The sequence below is a fragment of the Microcoleus sp. B4-C1 genome (assembly GCF_036705285.1).
Classification (GTDB): Bacteria; Cyanobacteriota; Cyanobacteriia; order Cyanobacteriales; family Microcoleaceae; genus Microcoleus.
Genome location: NZ_JAUBUC010000030.1, coordinates 14,642 through 31,417, shown reverse-complemented (window position 1 = coordinate 31,417; position 16,776 = coordinate 14,642). Strand labels below are relative to the sequence as shown.

10 protein-coding genes are annotated in these 16,776 nt (G+C 45.6%); 7 read left to right on the top strand and 3 right to left on the bottom strand.

The window, feature by feature from the left end; translation table 11 throughout:
* Positions 1–114 precede the first annotated feature (114 nt).
* Positions 115–318 carry a hypothetical protein gene (locus QUB26_RS14175; protein ID WP_333302852.1) on the top strand — a complete coding sequence of 68 codons (204 nt, stop codon included), beginning with the start codon at positions 115–117 and terminating at the stop codon, positions 316–318.
* On the opposite strand, the gene rpiA is transcribed toward QUB26_RS14175, so the two are convergent.
* Positions 319–1,035 carry a ribose-5-phosphate isomerase RpiA gene (gene rpiA / locus QUB26_RS14170; protein ID WP_333153978.1) on the bottom strand — a complete coding sequence of 239 codons (717 nt, stop codon included), beginning with the start codon at positions 1,033–1,035 and terminating at the stop codon, positions 319–321. It abuts the gene before it with no gap.
* A gap of 409 nt (positions 1,036–1,444) precedes the next feature.
* Here rpiA and QUB26_RS14165 point away from each other — a divergent pair, with 409 nt between their 5' ends.
* Together QUB26_RS14165 and QUB26_RS14160 are read left to right on the top strand one after the other, a co-directional pair.
* The gene (locus QUB26_RS14165) at positions 1,445–1,807 is read left to right on the top strand and encodes a hypothetical protein (RefSeq protein WP_333244303.1); all 363 of its coding nucleotides are present in this window, start codon (positions 1,445–1,447) and stop codon (positions 1,805–1,807) included.
* Between the two features lie 54 nt (positions 1,808–1,861).
* On the top strand, positions 1,862–5,119 hold the full coding sequence (locus QUB26_RS14160) for a tetratricopeptide repeat protein (protein ID WP_333318510.1): 3,258 nt from the start codon (positions 1,862–1,864) through the stop codon (positions 5,117–5,119).
* A 380-nt stretch (positions 5,120–5,499) separates the two neighbouring features.
* Here QUB26_RS14160 and QUB26_RS14155 read toward each other — a convergent pair whose 3' ends face one another.
* A complete protein-coding gene (locus QUB26_RS14155) occupies positions 5,500–9,453 on the bottom strand; it encodes a PAS domain S-box protein (RefSeq protein ID WP_333318507.1) in 3,954 nt (1,317 codons plus the stop codon).
* 296 nt (positions 9,454–9,749) lie between these two features.
* Between QUB26_RS14155 and QUB26_RS14150 the strand changes: the two genes are divergently transcribed.
* Positions 9,750–9,893 carry a hypothetical protein gene (locus QUB26_RS14150; RefSeq protein ID WP_333318504.1) on the top strand — a complete coding sequence of 48 codons (144 nt, stop codon included), beginning with the start codon at positions 9,750–9,752 and terminating at the stop codon, positions 9,891–9,893.
* A gap of 199 nt (positions 9,894–10,092) precedes the next feature.
* Entirely contained in the window at positions 10,093–10,680 is a 588-nt protein-coding gene (locus QUB26_RS14145) for a cytochrome b (protein ID WP_333318501.1), read from the top strand.
* On the opposite strand, the gene QUB26_RS14140 is transcribed toward QUB26_RS14145, so the two are convergent.
* Positions 10,665–14,402, bottom strand: a complete 3,738-nt coding sequence (locus QUB26_RS14140; RefSeq protein WP_333318499.1) for an alpha-mannosidase — start codon at positions 14,400–14,402, stop codon at positions 10,665–10,667. The genes QUB26_RS14145 and QUB26_RS14140 overlap by 16 nt on opposite strands.
* An 80-nt stretch (positions 14,403–14,482) precedes the next feature.
* Between QUB26_RS14140 and QUB26_RS14135 the strand changes: the two genes are divergently transcribed.
* Together QUB26_RS14135 and QUB26_RS14130 are read left to right on the top strand one after the other, a co-directional pair.
* Positions 14,483–14,740, top strand: coding sequence for a hypothetical protein (locus tag QUB26_RS14135; RefSeq protein ID WP_333302849.1), 258 nt, complete (start codon positions 14,483–14,485; stop codon positions 14,738–14,740).
* A 4-nt stretch (positions 14,741–14,744) separates the two neighbouring features.
* Entirely contained in the window at positions 14,745–16,715 is a 1,971-nt protein-coding gene (locus QUB26_RS14130) for a hypothetical protein (protein WP_333245365.1), read from the top strand.
* Positions 16,716–16,776: the final 61 nt, after the last annotated feature.

The window sequence follows — 16,776 nt, the reverse complement described above, 5'->3', positions numbered from 1 at the left end:
GGAAGAAGGAAGAAGGAAGAAGGAAGAAGGAAGAAGGGAGATGTAACAATCGCAAGGGTTTTACTGATTAAGAACTTCTTAAGAGTCTTGGCGGTTGCTATAGGGTAAGAAACCTTGTTTTTGGTGTTTTTGCGGGCTGTAAATCGCATATTGCAGCATTCTCCTGAACAGGCAAGATGCCTGTTCCACAAAGAGTTTTTGCAGCATTTTCCTGAACAGGCAAGATGCCTGTTCCACAAAGAGTTTTTGCAGCATTCTTCTGAACAGGCAAGATGCCTGTTCCACAAAGAGTTTATGACCAAACCTGGGCAATTTTGACTATTTAGAAATTTCGCGTACCACTGGTTTTCCGTCTTGGATTTCGCCGACTAAAACTAAATCTGTACAGTCTACAAACAAACCATTTTCTAACACACCGGGAATGTTATTCAAGCTTTTTTCCATTTCTCCGGGGTTGGCAATGTCATCAAATTTGACATCAATTACCATATTACCTTGATCGGTAATTACGGGGCCTGCTTTTTTCACGCCCATGCGGAGTTCGGGTTTGCCACCCAATTTTTCAATGGCGCGCATCACTGGTGTTAATGCCATCGGTATAACTTCGATGGGCACGCGAAAAGTCGAACCCAATTTATCTACGATTTTGGAACTGTCAACTACTACAATAAACTGAGTGGCGAGGTAATCGACTACTTTTTCGCGGGTGTGGGCTGCGCCGCCACCTTTAATTAAGTTGAGGTGGGGATCTACTTCGTCAGCGCCGTCAATAGCTACATCAATTCTGTCAATTTCATCTAGTGTTGTCAGCGGTACTCCGTACTGTTTGGCTAACACTTCTGATTGAAAAGATGTCGGCACTCCCTTGATATCTTTGAGTTCACCTGATTTTATGCGATCGCCCAATGCTTGAATAGTATAAGCTGTAGTTGACCCGGTGCCGAGTCCGACAATCATACCAGATTTTACGCGATCGGCGGCAGCAAAGCCGACTTGCTGTTTCATCAATTTTACGGGATCTTGTTCTGTGGTCATGTTCGGTACTCCTTAATAGTTTTAAGATTATACCATTTATTATGGATTTATTTAACCGCAGAGAGCGCAGAGAACGCAGAGAGGAAGAAGATGAAGAGAGGGAACTGGCAAATTATTTCAAGTGGGAACTTCTCTCTTTTTTCTCTGCGCCTTCTGCGTCCTCTGCGGTTAAATAAAAAAATCTAGTTCACAAATCGGTGGATAATTGCCACAATGAAAATCTGATTTCTCGATATCGAAATTCGTCAATCTGTTTCCATAACCATATTAAACTATTTTCAAGCATGAAAGTACACCAAATATACGACAATGATAACCAGCTTTTTTTTGTCAACTTTACCGCCAGTGCCAGGAAACAGAAGGCGTCGAGTACGTCGGTTCCGTACCGCAACCCGAACTCGTCCGGCAACTGCGTTCAGTCGCGGTTTTAGCTTACTCGAATACCTGTTTGGAAACGTCATCTATTGTCGCGATGGAGGCGATGGCCTGCGGTTGCCGGATTGTGACGAGTGCATTGGCAGCTTTGCCGGAAACAACTGCTGGATTTGCCCGTCTAGTTTCCATGTCAGGGGTGGAAAATTTGGCATCGGTAACTAATTGGAAGCGGGCGGGTAAACCAGATTGGGAGGGATATACAAGGCGGTTTTTAGAGGCGATAGTCGGAGTTTTAAAAGAGGGCGCGGGTGCGGGCGGCGCAACTGCTGAAAATCATCTGAGACAGCAGGTAGAATATATAAATCGAGGGTGTACTTGGTCTGTGCGATACCGATAGTGGGTAGAATGGTTGAATATTATTAGTGTAAAATCTGTAAGAGTGGCAGAGCAAATGATCGGGAATTCTTTAGTAGGTTTAGAGGCAGTGAGAGATTATTTTCAAAAGGGAAATTGGCGGAAAGAGCGAGGCGATCTCGGTGGCGCTATCGAGAATTATCAGAAAGCTTTAGAGTTTAATCCCGAAGATGCGGAAGTTCATAAAAAGTTGGCGGAAGTTTATGTTTTGCAAGGAGAATTTGAAAAGGCGATCGCCTCTTGCAATCTCGCGATTAAATTCAAACCGAATTTTGCTGCAGCTTACTTGACCATGGGCAATGCCCTGCACAGTCAAAACAAGCTGGAAAGGGCAATTCAAGCTTACTTGCAAGCTTTAAAAATTCAGCCAGAATTTGCCGAAGCTAGCGCAAATCTCGGCAGTATGTATTACAAGTTAGGGCAATTGGAACAGGCGGCAAATTATTACCAAAAAGCTCTTGCCATTAATCCTCAATTAAGCTCAGTTAATTTGATGCTGGGCAGCGTTTTGCAGCAGCAAGGAAAGTTAGATGCAGCAATTAATTGCTATCAAAAAGTGCTGCAACAGCAACCGGAAGATGCCACCGCTGCTGAGAAATTAGCGAGTTTAATCGCACAAAAAGAGCGGGCAACTACTGACAGCAACTTTATCGAATTAGAAACAGAATCAGGGGAATCGCAACCAGTATCGGTCAACAAAGATGAAGGCTACGGCTTGCAGCCTTCGAGCATCAATTTGCCGCCAGCACCAACCACTGAGACTTTAAATACTCCGTTTACAAATCCCGCCGAACTTTCCGAACAAGTTACATCGTTAAATGTTCCCGATGCCGGACAAGTTGCCAATTTTGAAGAAGTAGAACCGTACAAAAAACTGGCAGAAAACTTTTTAGTTCAAGGTAAAATTAAAGAGGCGATCGCAGCTTGTCAGCAAGCGATAAAAATTCGACCGGATTTCATCCATGCTTACGTCACTTTAGGCAATGCCTTGCAAGCAGTAGGCAAAACTGAAGCTGCCATTCGTTCATATTCTCAAGCCCTAGAATTGCAGCCAAATTTTGCGGAAGTGCGCGCCAATATCGGCAGTATGTATTTCAAATTGGGGCGTTTGGAAGAAGCGATCGCCCATTATCAGCAAGCCATCGCCCTGAGTCCCGATTTAGCGGGAGCTCACTGGAATTTAGGGAAAGTATATCAGCAACACGGCAACATCGAAGCAGCGATCGCCTGTTTTAAAAGAACATCCGAACTCAACCCGCAGCTAGTCGGTGCAGACTTCCACTTTAACTTAGGTAATCGACTTTTCAGCCAAGGAAAGCGCGATGAAGCCATCGAATGCTACGAAAAAGCGATCGCCATTAAACCGGATTGGGCCGAAGCTTACGGTAACATCGGCAGCGCGCGATCGCAACAAGGCAATCTCGACGCCGCCATCGCTTACTATCAGAAAGCTGTAGCTTTAAAGCCGCATTTAGAAGTTCTGCACTTCAATATAGCCAACTCTTTTTTACAGCAAAACAAGTACGAAGAAGCGATTACTAATTATCAAAACACTCTGAAAATCAAGCCCAACTGGCCGGAAGTTCACGCTAACCTCGGCAGTTGTTTTTCCATGCAGGGGCGGCTGGAAGAAGCTTTAGCCAGCTATCAGCAAGCTTTGGCATTAAAACCGAATTGGGCAGAGGTTTACTGTCGGATGGGGCACATTCAAAAACAAGATAAGCCCTTGGAGGCGATCGCCAAATTTGAAAAGGCGATCCAATGCAACCCCAAATACAGCGAAGCCTACCAACAACTGTGCGACTTGCTAAGCCATTCCACCAACCTCGCCGGAGCCCGCAACGTCGCCGACAAATACTGCGAAAACTGCGGCGATGTCGCCCCAGTCATGTCAGCTACAGCCTACGTCTTTTCCTACCTGCAATCAGGTGTCAGCAAACAGGCAATTCAGAAACTCGAAGAAATCGAAAAACTCTGCTACGAAAAGGTCGAAAGTTTTACCACAATCGAACTAAAACTGCTCTACGAAATCTTCCTCTTTGCAGTTTCTCACCTGCGAGACAACCGCGAAAAAAATGCCAGTTTCTACAGACTCATTGCCAAAGAATACTACCAAAAAGCCGTTCCTAAGCGCCAGGAAATTAACAGAAGCAACCTAGCCAAGTACCAAACAAAAGAACAGCGTCCTTTAAAAATCGGCTTCCTTTCCAAACACTTCCGCCGCCACTCAGTAGGCTGGTGCAGCGAAGCTTTAATTCGCGAATTAAGCCACATCACCCCCCACGTTCACCTTTACGTCACCGGGAAACTCCACCGAGATGAAGTTACGCAGCGGTTTGAAGACATGGCGGGCAAGTTTTACTGGCCTAAAAAATATCCAAACGGCTTTGCTGACGGCGGCGAAATCTTTGCCGAAGTAGCGCAAGACAACTTGGATGTTTTGATAGACTTAGACTCGATGACAGTGCCCACAAATGTCGAAGTGCTGTATCAATATCCTGCGGGTATTTGCGTTTCTTGGCTGGGATTTGACGCACCCTACATTTCAGATAATCACTACTTTCTGTGCGACGAACACACTCACCCCCCTGGTGTTGAAAAAAATTACTTAGAACAGTTAGTAAGATTGCCTGCTGGTTCGGTAGCAATTGGCGCACTGCAAAGCATTCCTGTGAACCGAGAGGCGATTAGAAACGCTCTCGGAATTGGCTTGGATCAAATGACTTATCTGTGCGTTGCGCCAGGGAGAAAAACTAATCCCGAAATGGTACGAGCTCAAGTTCAAATCCTTAAGGAAGTACCAGATAGTGTGTTAATCCGCAAAGGTCAAGGCGACCCCGATATTATTCACAGCACTTACCGCGAAGAATGCGAAATTCAGGGAGTAGATTTTGCTCGGATTAAGTTTATAGGTCAAACCAGAAGTGAAGAAGAACACCGCGCTATTTATTATGTAGCCGACGTGCTTTTAGATTCCTATCCTTACAACGGCGGCACTCACAATTTAGAGGCTTTGTGGGCGAATTTGCCAGTGGTAACTCGATCCGGCGACCAATATCTTTCGCGCATGGGTTACGCTTTTCTGAAAAGTGCAAATCTTGATGTAGGTGCGGCGTGGAGTTGGGAAGAATACACGCAGTGGGGAGTTAAGTTTGGTCGTGATGCGGGTTTCAGAAATGCGGTGAAAGAGCATTTAGTAAAATCTAAGCAGCCAGAACATCTCGCACCTTTGTGGAATCCTAAAAAGTTAGCCGAGGATATGTATAAGGTGTTTCAAAAACTGTTAGCGAAATAGGTGAGTAATTGCTATAGCAATCCCCAATCAATTGCGAACTCCTTCCTTGCTCTTTTCTCTTCCTCTGCGCTCTCTGTGTCCTCTGCGGTTCAATAAAAAAAGAGACATCGGGTAGAGAAACGTGGTTTTTGGATATTTGTACGCTACTCACGGTAAAGTTTTGTAAAAAAATCAGTGGAAATGCGTAAAAAATCCGCGCTGAGTCTGATAGATAAATAGCTGATTCATAGTACCGCGATCGCACTAACTTTATGCCAGTTAGGGCGATCGTTTTTTTAGTAATACCAGTTTCAAACAAGAATGCAACTGTAGACAAGCCCCAAACCAGCAGCTTCATCAGTAATTCCAAAATCTAAAATCTCAAATTTAAAATAACCTGATTACTCATTAATAGCCACTCGATCGCGCCCGCCCGACTTAGCTCGATACAGTGCCTTATCTGCAGCTTCAATCAGCATTTTCGGGGAATTTTGACTTTGCGAAACGGCCGCAACTCCCAAGCTGAGAGTCACGCAATCGCTGACAACAGACTTAATGTGGGGAATTGCTAAGGCTTTGACGCGGCTGCGGATTCCCTCAGCAACAGCCTGTGCAGCCACGACATCCGTATTTGGCAAAATTACCCCAAATTCCTCGCCGCCGTACCTAGCAGCTAAATAGAGGCGCTCTGCGGGTGCGTTTGTGCAAGCATCTCCGATCGCCCGCGCCACTTGCTGCAAACAAGCATCCCCGGCTTGGTGGCCGTAATTGTCGTTGTAAAGTTTAAAACAGTCAATGTCGCACATAATCAAAGATAGCGGTTCCGAAGAGCTCGACTGCTCCCATTCTCGGTTGATCACCTCGTCAAAACGGCGGCGGTTAGCTAGTTGAGTCAGACTGTCCAAATTCGCCAAGCCGTCCAACCGCTGGTTGGCAGCAGCTAGCTGCTGGTAAAGTAAAGATTGTTCGATCGCGATCGCAACTTGAGTACCCAACTGACTCAGCAAATCCACATCAAACTGCTGCCACTGGCGGGGTGCCGAACAGTGGTGGGCAATCAGTAAACCCCACAACTTCGGCACTTGACAAGAACTGTTACCTTCCCTAGGTTCTATGCCCTGCTGGACAATCGGCACTACCAAATTTGCCTTCACCTGACAAGTCTCCAAAAAATTAAGATGACACTCGCTCAAATTAGAAGCATGAATATCCTCTATGGCGCGAATGCGACCCTTTAAATACTGTCCGATGTAAGTATTGGCAAAACAGCAATCGTCAATTCCCATCCCCTTGAGTGGCATCCATCCTTCTGCAACCGACTCCACCACCACATCTCCGTTCCAGTCGGGTCGGAAGCGGAAAACCAGCACGCGATCGGTTGCCAAAAACTCCCGCACTTCCGCTACTGTAGTGTTGAGAATATCTTGGAGATCCAGAGAAGAACGAATGCGCGATTGAATCTGCCCGATCAGGCGTTCCCGTTCTATTTGTTGCCGCAGCGCGACTTGGGCTTGCTTACTTTCAGTAATGTCCCGACCTTCCGGCAGCAACAATACTATTTTGCCAGTTTCATCCGCGACCGGTTTGAGAGAAAAATCAACAGTTGCCGTCCGATTTACACCTTGAACTTCCACTTCATAGCGGACAAATTCACCTTTTGCCGATCGAGAAATCGCCTCTTGCAACTGTTCCTGAACTTCCTCAGCATCTCCCCACCAAGGCAATAGCCAAAACGGTTTATTAGCCACATCCCGTAGCTTAATTCCTGCAAAATCTAGAGAAGTTTGGTTAGCTTCCAGCAGAGTGCCGTCCGGTTTCAATAAGCTCACAAATTGGAAAGAAGAATCAAAAATTGCCCGAAAGCGCCTTTGAGAATCTCCCAACATTGCCGTCACCTTTTCGCGAGAGGTAATATCCCGGAAGCGCCACACCCTGCCAATAATATTTTGTCCGACTCGAATTGGCTGCGTGTAGCGCTCAAAAGTGCGGCCGTCTTTAAATTCTAGAATATCGCAACCTTCCGACTCCGCATCGCTATAAAATTCTTTAACTCTCTGCAAAAAAGCCCTCGGATCTTTCACTTGCTTCGTGAGAAATGCCAGCCGCACCGTTCTATCCATTGAGTTTCTAACTTCTTCATAAATTCCCCACATTTGAACTAACTTTTCGTTATAACTAATCATTTCTCCGGCGGTAGTAACGGCGAGAATGCCGTCTGCCGTTGCTTCTAAGGTAGCGTGCAGCAGAGAGCGCGATCGCTCTAATTCTGCTGCGAGCAATTTGCGTTCCGTGAGGTCTCGGACTGCTTTTACCTGGACTAAACGACCTTCCCAAAATACGAATTTGCTGCGAACGTCAGCAGGAAAAGCAGTTCCATCTCGCTTGAGAAAAATAGTTTCACAGACTGTATTGCTGGCTGCAGAAATCATTTGCGACGCCTGTTTGTATGATTTCGGCGACAGTAGTTCCAGCAAGCTCATTCCCACCATTTCCGCAGGTTCGTAACCGAAAAGTTGGGCAAAATTGCTGCTGACGCTCAAAATTGTGTCGCGGTCAGCCACGGCAACTGCTTCAAAATAAGCTTCGCATTCGAGCAAGCGTGCTGCTGACTGGCTGCTGCCATTTTCCCCAGAGGAATAGCTGTTGTTAATTAACTGTTGCAATTGCGTATTTGCCGAGTACAAAGCGGTCATGGCTTGCCTGTACATAGCAGTACGTTTTTCTACTTTTTGTGCGAGGCGATCGCGATATTCTCGCAGTTCTTTTTCGACTCTAATTAAATCAGTAATATCTACTGCAAACACGATTACACCAGCGACTTTACCTGTTTCATCGCGGTAAGGTATTTTATCTGTCCGCACCCAGCATTTTTGACCAGAGGCTGTTGGCAGTAGTTCGACTTGGCCCTGCTTGGGAACGCCAGAATTGATTACTTCCAAATCTTCTAAATAATATTGCTCTGCTTCGTCTGGATAGATTTCATAAAAAGATTTACCTTCTAATTGATCGGCAGGCAAACCTCTCGATGCAGCCGCGGCTTGATTAATTCGCAGCAGGCGACTTTCGGTATCTTTGAGCCAAATCATCGCCGGCACGGAATCAAAAATTATTTGCTGTTCTTGTTGCTGCAGGCGTAGTTCGGCTTCGGCTTGCTTTCTTTTAATTATTTCTTTTTGCAGTTTGTGGTTAGCTTTTTTGAGTTCAGCCGTGCGTCTTTCTACTCTTTCTTCTAGTTGATCGTAGTATTGGCTTAGCAAGTTTTGCTGCTGTTCGTGCCGCATTGCTTCTAATTTTAACTTTTCGCTAGCTGACAAACTTGAGGATACAAAATCTGCTAATATTTGGGTAAATTCGTGTTCTTCTTCCGTCCAATCACCGTCCGAACCCTGGCGTTCGGCGCTGACTATTCCCAAGCTTTTACCTGCTAGCACAATCGGTACGTTCAACAAGGAAGTCGCGCCCCGATCGAGCAAATAAAGACCGACAAGTTCTCGCGTTCTGGGGTCATTTTCTGCAGCCACAGTTGCGATCGCACTTGCCGATTTTAAAGCTTGAAAATATGCCGGACAGTCTGCTGCTGTGATGATTATTTGTACAGAATGGAGTTTAGTATTTTGTTCGTAAAGGTCAATGCAGTGAAGCTGCGTTTTGTCTTCGCCATACAGCCAAATACTGGCTCGATCGCAGTTGACAATACTGACAGCGGTTTCTGTTACTTCGCGGATGAAGTCTTCTATATTGTGGCGTTCTTTAAGTTGACTTTTGGCTAATTTTGCGATCGCCAAAGTTGGACTGCGCCAATTTCCTCTCTGGTTGGGCGGCATGGGTGACTGCGAAGCAGCCTTAATTTCTTCGCAAACTAACAGTACAGCCGGCCGTTGGAAATTGGCAATTGAACGACCATTAGTATTTTCCTCTATTTTCCAATCTACCGCCGGCATTGCGCGCGCGGTAGCTTTTACCCTAATAATCTTGCCGTCTTTGCAAGTCAAGCAGCCTTCCCAACAGGCAACTTTTGGAGTTGACGTACCGTTTTCCGGCTGGGCCAATCCAGCAAATTCTGCCTGCATTTTGCCTTGTTCTTGGCAGTAAAATATGTTAAAAATTGAATGACAAATTAATTCCTGCGATTTGTAGGCGAGGCGAGACGCGCCGAATTGATTGAGCGAAAAAACTCTTCCCAAAGCATCTAGAACGAAGTAAATGCCCGGAAAATTCTCGTAGAGAGTTCCATACCAATCTTGTTCGACTTGTTGGCTGCACGCAAGTTTTGCTGTCGCGAACTCGCCCTCTGTGTCGATCAAGTGAGAATAGTTGGTTTCGGGGTTGCTTGAATTACTTTTTTTAGCAAACACTTTTAGCTTAACTCGACTGTAATTAATTTTACTTTCTGGAATTTAACTTTTTTGTGAAACTAAATTAAACCTGTTGTTTGAAAAAAGTTACAAGTTGTAACAAAAATACCACTTGTCCAGCACCCTGATTTTCGCTTCCCAATGCAACCACTGTGTTTGTTTGTAGTTAGTAGACCGTCTGCCGACGATATTTCCCGCTAGTTGCAATGCCAGCAGGTTTAGCTGCAATTACCCGGTCTGTACTTTTAGCATCCTAGACAATGGAAAAAACTGGCAATCAATGATTTTAAGTATATATGATAACACTCAAATACCTAGTATTGGGACTGACCTACTTCGGATTCGATTTGGGATATTTGCCGGGGCTGCGGATGAACCGGGCGGCGGTTGCAATTATCGAGTCAGATGAGTGCTGTGGCTTTTGGGGATACTCGACCTGAAAACTGCTTGGGAGGCGATCGACCCCAATACGATGTTTTGTATTGGGAATGACGAGCGTGAATCTAATTAATTAGACTGTTTAATAAATATTTATAATACTTAAGTTAAGTAAATCTTATAATGCACAATCGGCCACCGACTTTAGTCCCATAGTTTATACTTAATCTTGTCCAGCAAACGCTAAGGAGGTAAGGAACAGTGACTACCCAACCCGCTGCGAAACCCAGACTTAATTCTGCGTTCAAACAACTGATGTCCTTACACTGGGTGATGTCAGCTTGCTATTTAGTGCTGTTTATTGGCGGTATGTTTATGGCTCGATTGCCGAGAGGCTTGTTTATTCGAGGCCCCCTTTATGATTTTCACAAATCCGTAGCGGTGCTGACAATGGCTTTACTGACTTGGCGGATTTTAACTCTGTTGCGGGTATGGTGGAAAAAATATACAAAACGCCTGCCAAAGTTTACAAAGGAATGGTACAAAAATTTTGCTTTGCACGCAACTTTGTACGTTTTTATGTGGCTAGTTCCGGTTACAGGCTTCTTTTTTTCTAACTCTTTCAAAAGTAACAATGTGAAATTTTTCGGCATTGTTTTACCGGATGTGTTTCCGCAGAATTCCGCAATGGTTGATTTGGGAAGGAGTTTGCATTTTTGGCTGGCGTACACATTTTTAGCGTTCGTAATTTTGCATATTTTAGATCAGAAGAAAGTTGTGAGAGCTAATTGGCGCAGGTTGACAAATTTTGTTAACAGTAAGTTCCCAAAGTCTCAAAAGGTTGGATAAATGTCCGATGGGGTACTATTCTCCATTGGCAATGATAAATTTACTGCAAAACTCGCTATTTTCCACGGTGATATTGTGAAACTTGTCCCATCGTCTGACTTCTGGGGCAAATTTATGGGTTGTTCTAATAAATCGACAGGCTGACTAATCGCCAAACCCAAATCGCTCTTTAATTCCAACTTCGCCTCTTCACCGTGACACTCGTAACACCGCAAAATCCACAAATTAGAATCATCTTCCGATTGTTTGAATGCCATCAGCACTAAATTTTCGGCGGACAAATCCAAAAACTTGCCAACTGCGGGCAGAGTCTTGTGGTCATTTTTCTCTAACTTGGGCAACACCTTTACTAGCAGTGGTAAATTCAACTCGTAGCCCTGTCGAACTGTGTCGGCTTCTTGCCAATTTCCAGCATGGGGATAAACTGCACAAGTAAATTCCGAAACTCCTAAATCTGCTTGTTCATCCGGCCAAGTCGAACCCCGAAGCAAAGTCAGCCGAATTTGATTTGGTTGAAGGTCGCAACCGTATTTGCAATCATTGAGCAAACTCACTCCAAAACCGTCATTGCTGATATCAGTCCAGCGCAAAATCGGCACTTCCCATTTGGCTTTTTCGGCGGGTGTTTGCGGCTTGGTTGTGCGTGCGATCGCACCGCCGGGAATTTCGCAAGTTGCCCAATCTGCTTCTACATTTAACCCAAAGGCTGCTTTTACTAAAACGTGACTTTCTTGCCAATCTGCAACAGTTTTGATTTTCAGCAGCGGCGAACCTATTTCTACTATATAATCTTGGCAAAACTCCGATTTGCCAATTTGTCGGACTACGCGCAAACTCTGCCGTATTTCTCCCTGCTCTACCCAACAAATATCTTTGAGTGTCGGCGTGGGTAATTGATGTTTTTCATAATTTGGGTCAATGTTCCAAGCATCCCAATATTGGCCGCTGTCTTGAAATGCTTGCAGTTGATTGCCGCCTGCTGCATTCAGGACTTCTCTGTTATTTACTTTATCCCAAATGCTGGATAAATCCCCAGTTTTGCCGTCTATTGTTGCCCGAATAAATTCATTTTCTAGAACCATTTGTGCGGCTGCAAAATGCGTTTCTTGACAACGTGTGTTTTTTTGTGCTATACCGTATGTAAGTTTTGATAAATCTGTCTTTTTTTCAGTTTCTGGACTCGCGGACGCATTATCCACAGTTTGAGCGTCTTCGCGACACAGCCAAAACACTTGGTAGCCAAGGGCGGGGATATTATTTGCCGAGAATAACAGTGTAGATTGCGATTGCGGTCGATCGCCCCTGACAATCTGCGAAGCCAATCGCCGTCGGGAAAAATCGTAAATTTGCCAAGCGGAATCAGGCGAATCGGGAAGCGGTACGGCGACAACCTCAGAGCGCGACCAATTGAGAGTATTGAAAATCAAAATCGGTTGAGCGTCAGGCTGCGGAGGGGAAGGGAGAGAAATTTGAGCCGAGATGGCATCCAAAGATTGTAGCAGGATTTCGCGACAAGTGCGATCGACCTCAGCAAAGGCTAGATTAGCATCCGCATAAACTTGGGCGATCGCCGAACCGGGCAAAATATCGTGAAACTGGTTAAACAAAATTTGTTTCCAAACTGATTCTAACTCAGATTTCGGATAAACCGCACCAGTACAAATCGTTGCCAGCGAAGACAGCAACTCCGCTTGGTAGAGCAATTCTTCGCAGCGGCGGTTTTGTCGTTTTTGGTCGGCGCGAGTCGTGTAGCAACCCCGGTGGAATTCTAAATAAAGTTCATCTTTCCAAACGGGAAGAGTTTTGAGTTGTGAGATGGGAGGATTTGCATCCTTCATTGCCGACAAGTTTGAAAATTCTAGCGCCCGCAAATTTTCCTGATAGTCCGAGTCGGGAACATCGCTTTCGGGCTTAGTTGTCGCAACTGCCGGTAAAAACTGACTCTCAATCAAAGACAAATAATCAACCGCTTTCGCAAACTCCAACCTGGGGAAAAAAGGCGACATTTTCCAGCGTTTCGCCACCTCCAACATATCACGAGTCGGGCCACCGCCGTGGTCGCCAACCCCAGGCAACCAAAGAGCATCTGGCAAATTAGTTTTAGCTTGCCAGTCAAAAGCATAACTTGCCATTTTCACAGATTCTATGCCTTCACCAATGGGAGGAGACATCATACTAAATATTTTAGTACCGTCCAACCCTTCCCACCAAAACGCACCGTGGGGAAATTCCGTTCTATCGTTCCAACGCAACTTTTGCGTCACAAAATAATCAACTCCACCTTGCCGCAAAATCTGAGGTAATTGCCACCCAAAACCGAAAGTATCAGGTAGCCAAGCCACCCGCATCAATTCCCCAAAATTTTCTTTTGCATAACGCTGTCCATAAAAAACTTGCCGCACCATTGACTCAGCAGAAATCAAGTTTAAATCCGGTTCTACCCACATCCCGCCGACAACTTCCCAACGTCCGACGGCCACCTGTTTTTTAATCGCAGCAAATAAGTCCGGCCGATGTTCTTCCACCCAAGCATAAAGCGCCGGAGTAGAATGACAGAAAATCAAATCGGGAAACTCAGATTGTAATTTCAATACCGACTCAAAAGTTCGCTTTGCCGCTTCCCAAGTTTCCGGGACAGGCCACAGCCAAGCCAAATCTAAATGAGCGTGACCCACCAAATAGATTTTACCTGTATATATAGATGTCAGCTCACCGCTTTCTCCTATATATATAGATGTAGCATTGCTATTGTCTCCAACCTGAGAAACCTCCTCCCTTCTTCCTCCCTCTGCGCCCTCTGTGCCCTCTGCGGTTCCCACATCTAAATCCCCAGAAAAAGATGTCAGTTCGCCGCTTTCTCCTATATATATAGATGTAGCATCGCTACTTTCTCCCACATCAACAACCTCATCTCTTCTTCCTCCCTCTGCGGCCTCTGCGGCCTCTGCGGTTCCCTCATCTAAATCCCCCGAAAAAGCCCGCAGATATCCCAGTAAATTGTGCCGCAAAACAGACAGCGAGCGATCGAACTTTTCGCGATCGCCCACCGCCGCCCAATCAATCAAACCCATCGCCAAATCAATCTCAGATTTCAGCATTTCCCCCTTGACAAACCGGGGGCGATTTGCTATTATTTCGGTGGGGAGGTATTGGGAATTTTCAATTTCTAAATTTCGACTAAGCGAATTTTGCAAAATCTCTAATTCGGCAGCCACAAAACCCGGATCGAAACAACAAGAATCAGCAGCTTCGTACAAACAAATCGATCGCACTAAAGCACCGTTATCGTGACCCGGACTTACCAACCGCAAAATTACTAAAAATTCATCTCCGGGATTAGCCGACGAACTCAACAAAACTCGATCGGCAAAATCAAATAAATCTCCCTGTCCGACTAACTCGCCGTTGACAAAAATTTGAGCATCTTCAGCCCACCAAGTCAAACCCAGCAGCAACCGCAAACCAACCACAGGATAGCCGTGCAAATTGTCAGGAATTACAAATTGCTGGCCCAAATACAAAACTTGCTTCCCAGACGGCCAAGCAATATGTCCTTTCCCGTTAAGTTCGGCAACGGGGCTGTTACAAATATTTACCGAAGAGACCGCCGAGTCAGAATCGCAGTACCTCCAACCAGACTGAACCTCCACTTGGCTGAGGCGGCGCAACTTCTCGACAACTTCAGAAATATTATTGCTAGCAGGTGACACAGAAGCGCTCATATTTCGCTAAAATAGGAATTGTGTATTAATCAAAAATCGGATTGAACTCACATCTTGCACTATTCTCAAGAACAGGCAAGATGCCTGTTCCACAAAGAGTGAATTTTCTTGTGGGGAGTAGGGGTGGGCATCCTGCAGTCAGTAAAAGGCTTATTGACATTGGTGCAATATCTTATATCGAACCGCGAAGACGCGTTCGGCGAAGCCGTTCCCGAAGGGTAGGACGCGAAGAAATAAAGGTTTCAGAGGGTTTGAAGCTTCGATTAAGATATCGCTTTGATTTTACAGCAATATTCAGCAATTCCGGCGCGAATCAAAAATCTGAATTCAAGAATTAAACTTATGTCCAACGGTTACTACGGCCCATACCAAAGCCGACTATTAAACTTTATATCGAAACAGTCCCGCCAAGTCGCTGACAATTGCGATCGAACTTGGCGTCAAATTAAAGAAACAACTCTCACCGCCACCCAAATTCTGCTTTATCCAGCTTATTTGCTGGTGCAAAGTTCCCGAATGCTGGGCCGACAGTTGCGGGCATCAAGTCAAAAAATAGATTTACCGGAACTGCAAGAATTTGGCGGTGACGAAAATGCCGATTTGCCACAAAATTGGTATCAGGGCGAAACTTCCGACGAAAGTTCTATCGCCGAAATTTTGCACCTAGCCGAAAATTTACTAACCTCGTCGCAAACCGCGAAAACTTTAGCCAGCTTCCCGATGTTAATTAATCAGGGAAATGCTGCTAGCGATTTACCTCCAGCTATCAATTTTAGCGGACAAATCGCCAAGCATCAAACAACTTCCGTCTTAGAACACCCGCTTGCTAAAACTGGATTAAAACCGCAACCGAAAGTTGAGGGAATTGCCAGTTTTATCCCAGCCCGCACTTTAGTATTGGTGGGAAGAGAAAATCAGATATTAGATATTTTGACACCCGAACAGCAGGAAATGCTTGAAGGTTGCATAACTTGGGAAGTAGCCAACAGCGGGCCGGAACGACGGGAAATTACCCAAAAAGAATTAAAATTTAATCTCGGTTTGGAGTCAGCGGCGAAAAAAGCGCAGTTACCGCCGATGCGTCGTTTTTGGGAATTGATGGCCTGGCTTCAGACGAGTCCGGTTGCCCTCAAAAAAAATCAGTTTGGAGAATCAATCCTCGCAGTTAAAAAATCGATCGACCGCAATGCCATCCTAGTCCAAAAAGCCCGCGCGCAGATCGAAGCAAAAACCGCACAGCAGTCAATGGCGGCATCGAATTCGATCGACCACAATACCCCAAAACTAGAAACTAATTTTAACAGCAAGTTCGATCGACCCCCAACTCCTCTCTCCTTTGTTACATTACTCGATCGCGCCGCCGTCAACATTGAGGAATTAACCCTACCGCCAGCGGCAAAAACAGTCGTCGCACCCACGGAAGCCCCCGGAGTCAAAATTAATACATCCGGCACAGACGCTAATGTAGATTTGTCCGCCCGCGACATCCTCGAAAAATACGCTCGAAACATCGAACAAATGATTTGGTCGTCAGTAGACCACCTTTTGGGCAAAGAAACGGCAGCCAGTGATAATACGGAGAAATCAGTTGCAATTCAGTATTATTTGAAACAGCGACAAGAACAAGAAAACACCCAAAATAGCCCAGAGGTCGATCGACCGTGGCTCAACTGGCAAGACTTATTCGGGGAAGCAGCACCGCCGCATTTAATCGACGGCAGTTCCGAACCCGATGCTATAGCACAAATCAGCCCAAAAGTCAAGCAAGAAATTGCAGAATTAGGAGAATTGGCAGAAGGTCGATCGACCGCACTCTCAATCTCCCCTTACCCCGAAGCACTTCACCGCCTGCTGGGGCAGCTAAAACAGAGCTTGCTGACACAAAGCCCCAAAAGTCAACCCCAAACAGCATCTGATTTATCAGATTTAGCAGTTACTCAAAAAAATAGCTCTGCACTCGCAGCAGAATCAACCCCAGGGCGCGCGCCGGAAACCCAAGTGCCAAAAAACACCAACCCGAACACCGCACAAAACAACAAATCCCCAGCAGCAATCACCGCGCAAACCAGCAGATACACCGCCCCAACCCGCGCTGCTGCTGAACCCAAAAATCCCAGCGCAGGCGTCCCCCCCGATGGCGAATACTTAGAAACAAAAGCAGAATCGATGGGATACATTAAGCACCCCCTAGAACAAGTGCTCGAATGGCTCGATCGAGTTATGCTGCGGCTAGAAAACATCGCCGAGCAACTCTGGAATTGGGCAAAAATCAACTTGCCAAAAATCCTCAAAAGCAAAGATAAAATTGACTAATCTTTAGCTTATGATAAAAAAGTTGCTGCAACAGCAGCAGCTCAGTATTAGGCCATCTTTG

Bases quoted from the DNA above. Each gene is read 5' to 3' on its own strand.
- QUB26_RS14150 (WP_333318504.1), top strand. From the start codon at position 9,750: ATGATAACACTCAAATACCTAGTATTGGGACTGACCTACTTCGGATTC.
- QUB26_RS14140 (WP_333318499.1), bottom strand. From the start codon at position 14,402: ATGAGCGCTTCTGTGTCACCTGCTAGCAATAATATTTCTGAAGTTGTC.
- QUB26_RS14160 (WP_333318510.1), top strand. From the start codon at position 1,862: ATGATCGGGAATTCTTTAGTAGGTTTAGAGGCAGTGAGAGATTATTTT.
- QUB26_RS14135 (WP_333302849.1), top strand. From the start codon at position 14,483: ATGCCTGTTCCACAAAGAGTGAATTTTCTTGTGGGGAGTAGGGGTGGG.
- QUB26_RS14130 (WP_333245365.1), top strand. From the start codon at position 14,745: ATGTCCAACGGTTACTACGGCCCATACCAAAGCCGACTATTAAACTTT.
- rpiA (WP_333153978.1), bottom strand. From the start codon at position 1,035: ATGACCACAGAACAAGATCCCGTAAAATTGATGAAACAGCAAGTCGGC.